At 64.3% G+C, this 2,717-nt stretch carries 5 protein-coding genes; 1 reads left to right on the top strand and 4 read right to left on the bottom strand.

The window, feature by feature from the left end; translation table 11 throughout:
* Positions 1-59 precede the first annotated feature (59 nt).
* The 4 genes from EGJ34_RS21260 to EGJ34_RS21245 all read right to left on the bottom strand — a co-directional run bounded on the left by EGJ34_RS21260 (position 60) and on the right by EGJ34_RS21245 (position 1,550).
* The gene (locus EGJ34_RS21260; RefSeq protein ID WP_125362392.1) at positions 60-413 is read right to left on the bottom strand and encodes a HigA family addiction module antitoxin; all 354 of its coding nucleotides are present in this window, start codon (positions 411-413) and stop codon (positions 60-62) included.
* Positions 400-753 carry a hypothetical protein gene (locus EGJ34_RS21255; protein ID WP_125362391.1) on the bottom strand — a complete coding sequence of 118 codons (354 nt, stop codon included), beginning with the start codon at positions 751-753 and terminating at the stop codon, positions 400-402. Before EGJ34_RS21255 ends, EGJ34_RS21260 begins: the two co-directional genes overlap by 14 nt.
* 90 nt (positions 754-843) lie before the next feature.
* Positions 844-1,161, bottom strand: a complete 318-nt coding sequence (locus EGJ34_RS21250) for a hypothetical protein (protein WP_125362390.1) — start codon at positions 1,159-1,161, stop codon at positions 844-846.
* Positions 1,158-1,550, bottom strand: a complete 393-nt coding sequence (locus tag EGJ34_RS21245; RefSeq protein WP_125362389.1) for a hypothetical protein — start codon at positions 1,548-1,550, stop codon at positions 1,158-1,160. Before EGJ34_RS21245 ends, EGJ34_RS21250 begins: the two co-directional genes overlap by 4 nt.
* A 682-nt stretch (positions 1,551-2,232) precedes the next feature.
* Here EGJ34_RS21245 and EGJ34_RS21240 point away from each other — a divergent pair.
* The gene (locus EGJ34_RS21240; RefSeq protein ID WP_125362388.1) at positions 2,233-2,574 is read left to right on the top strand and encodes a hypothetical protein; all 342 of its coding nucleotides are present in this window, start codon (positions 2,233-2,235) and stop codon (positions 2,572-2,574) included.
* The last annotated feature ends 143 nt before the right edge of the window (positions 2,575-2,717 follow it).

The following is a 2,717-nucleotide window of genomic DNA, read 5'->3' as shown; positions in this document are numbered from 1 at the left end:
GGTGACGGGTCGGGGGCGCGAGCGCCAGCCCCAGGGCAGCACGCCGCGCAGGCGATCGATCACCATGGAGCCTCCCCCTCGTTTTCTGCACCGGTCAGCCACGCCAGATCGCTGCCTACGTCTGCCGGGCGGATGCGCGCGGCGGGGTGCGGGGTGGTGCGTTCGGCCATGTCCAGGTCGAAGCGCACCTGCAGGTTCATCCAGAACCACGGCGAGGTGTCGAAGTAGCGGCCCAGGCGCACGGCGGTGTCGGCGGTGATCGCGCTCTCGCCGCGCAGAATCATCGCCACGCGGCTGTGGGACACCTGCAGCGCGCAGGCCAGGGCGCGGCCGGAGAGCCGCAGCGGCTCCAGGAAGTCTTCGGCCAGTATGGTGCCCGGGTGCAGCGGCGGTAGTTCCTCACAGCGCACCATGGCGGCGACCCTCCCGGCGGCAGTAGCCGGCATTGCGCCAGCCGTACTGGCGCTGCACCAGCGCCTCCAGCTCCGCCGAGGCCAGCCGCCGGCGCTTCGGGCGCGCGGGGCGTGGGAGTCGCTTGAGCAGGGCGATGGCCCGGCGGCGCAGCCACAGGCGGACCTCGTACCAGCAGGGCAGGTGCACCTGACCGTAAGCGTAGAGCGAGTTGTCCAGAAACCAGACGAGCAGCCCGCGCAGTGCGCGCACCTTGAAGTGGCCGGCACGCACGCGCGCCGAGCGCAACCTGGCACGCAGGTGCCCTGCCCGCGCCGGACGCGGGGGAATCACGATGTTCATGAAGTACTCCTGGAGTGAAGCGGACGCGCCAGGCGCGCCCGCGTAGTGCCACGCCGTGCGTGGCAACCAAGCATCAACCCAACCATCGAATCACTTGCGGCCAAAGCCAGGACTCGCCCACCCCTCCCGACGCGCCCGCTGCACTTCGTCCTCGTCATCCAACGCAGGCTCCAGCGGTTCCACAGGCGGCATTTCCTTGCGCACCTTGAGGGTGGCCCGATCCACCGCGTCGCTCCAGCAGGTGAGGTCCACCGCATGAGGGTCGAATTCGAGTTCGACGAAGCGCTCCATGAACAAGCGCAGCGCCTCGACCGGGTAGTAGTGCGCCCGCAGGGCCGAGCCCTTGAAGCGGCAGCGCAGTTCGTCTTCCACCTTGAAACGCATGTAGGCCGGCTTCTTCATGGTCATGGCTTGAACCCCTTCGGCGCGGGGTGGTGGGCGTAGCCCTCCACGGTGGTGTAGTGCACCTCGCGCACCAGCTTGGTGGGCATGTGCAGGGTGCGGAAGCCCGGCGGGTAGAGGGGCGTGATGATCAGCCTTTCGCCGGTCCAGTCCAGCTCGAGCGTGGTGCCCTTGCCGAGCCCGATGTGGCGCAGCCAGCGGCCGCGGGTGAGGAAGAACGGGACGTAGTCGTCGTCTTCGTCGTTGGCGGGCGCGGGTGTTGGCTGCGGCTGGGTGCTGCCGAGGTCGGCGGCTGCTTCGGGTGGTGAAGTTGGGGTTTCTGGTTCGGCTTTGGGGTTAGCCGGGTCAGACTCGGTGGGTTGCGGAAGTCGATTTGCGAGCCAGGTCATAAGCATGGTGGACAACCTCATGGTCATACCCCCCTCGCCGGGAATGGCGAGGGGTGGTCGGGAGGTTGGAAACCGTGAAGCAGCAAACGGCGCAGCGTATTTCCCCCGTCTCGGGGGGGTGTTGTATTTCGCCGCCTTCCCGACCCTGGGTAGTTGTCCATTTTTGCCGCTTCGAGGTTTCCACGCCCCGTCCGAGTACCGTGCATCATTCGGCCAAAGACAAGAAGTTGCGTAGTTTCATTGACTTAGGCGCAGAATTCGGAAACGACAAGTGGCTGTCGTGACCGACTCGGTTCTTACGCAGGATTTGAGACGCCGTGCACAGTTCCTGCGCCTCACCGTAGGAATCGGATGAAAACACGCAGATTGATTCGGATTCGCTGGCCGTGTTTTACGAGGCGTTTTTGGCCTTGTTTGCGATAGACCACGCGGATGCGGGGGTGATCGGGAGAATTTGGGGGTGGTATTGCGAGATGCCGGCCGGGGAGGCGCGGGTCCGGCACCCACGGCTATGCCGGCCAGTCACCGCTTCTGAGTTCGGATCCATCGGGCCTTGATTACCTGGTAGTCCGCGGCGGAATCCGGGACGCGACGCCCAACATCTTTGGCCCTATTGCGGTTGGATCACCGGCACTTGATGATCTCCTGCTTGATTTCGAGAAGGGCAGCCGATGAAAGGAGACGCGCGATGACGTGGAGCCTTGGTAAGGTGATCGTAGCTTCAATTGCGGCGCTTGCTGCGCTGTATGTCGGCTCCTGTACCTACATATCGGAGTCCGGGCAGAGGAACTTCAAGGATGTCCGGGCGGGCGATTCTGTTGGTGACGTATTACTCACGATGGGTGATCCATCACACGTCCAGGAGCGGGGCGCGAAAGCACCCGGTGGCTATGAGGAATCCAAGTGCGAAGCCTCCTGCGCGAAGCGACTCTGGTACCTGAATCGGTCCTCTTTGATGGGTGAAGCATGGTCGTTTGAGATCAACGAACACGGTAACGTCGTTGGAGCCGCCTACTGGATGTCGCCTTGACGCTACAGAGAGCGTGAGCTGGATCGGCCTACAGAAGGTGGGGCGGGCAGGAATTCCCTGCCCCTTCGAGAGTGTCCGTATTTTTGTGTTCGGGCGACGTGGGCTGTCCGATGACAGCCCGGTTTCTCAGTACGGGCTCCGGA

This window comes from Stenotrophomonas sp. 278, assembly GCF_003935715.1.
GTDB classification, from domain to species: domain Bacteria; phylum Pseudomonadota; class Gammaproteobacteria; order Xanthomonadales; family Xanthomonadaceae; genus Stenotrophomonas; species Stenotrophomonas maltophilia_AH.
Note: the sequence above shows the minus strand (reverse complement) of the source record. Positions and strands in the feature narration are given on the sequence as shown.

What these genes read in the sequence shown, in the direction of transcription:
- EGJ34_RS21260 (WP_125362392.1), bottom strand. Translation starts at nt 413, where the DNA reads ATGGTGCGCTGTGAGGAACTACCGCCGCTGCACCCGGGCACCATACTG.
- EGJ34_RS21255 (WP_125362391.1), bottom strand. Translation starts at nt 753, where the DNA reads ATGAACATCGTGATTCCCCCGCGTCCGGCGCGGGCAGGGCACCTGCGT.
- EGJ34_RS21250 (WP_125362390.1), bottom strand. Translation starts at nt 1,161, where the DNA reads ATGACCATGAAGAAGCCGGCCTACATGCGTTTCAAGGTGGAAGACGAA.
- EGJ34_RS21245 (WP_125362389.1), bottom strand. Translation starts at nt 1,550, where the DNA reads ATGCTTATGACCTGGCTCGCAAATCGACTTCCGCAACCCACCGAGTCT.
- EGJ34_RS21240 (WP_125362388.1), top strand. Translation starts at nt 2,233, where the DNA reads ATGACGTGGAGCCTTGGTAAGGTGATCGTAGCTTCAATTGCGGCGCTT.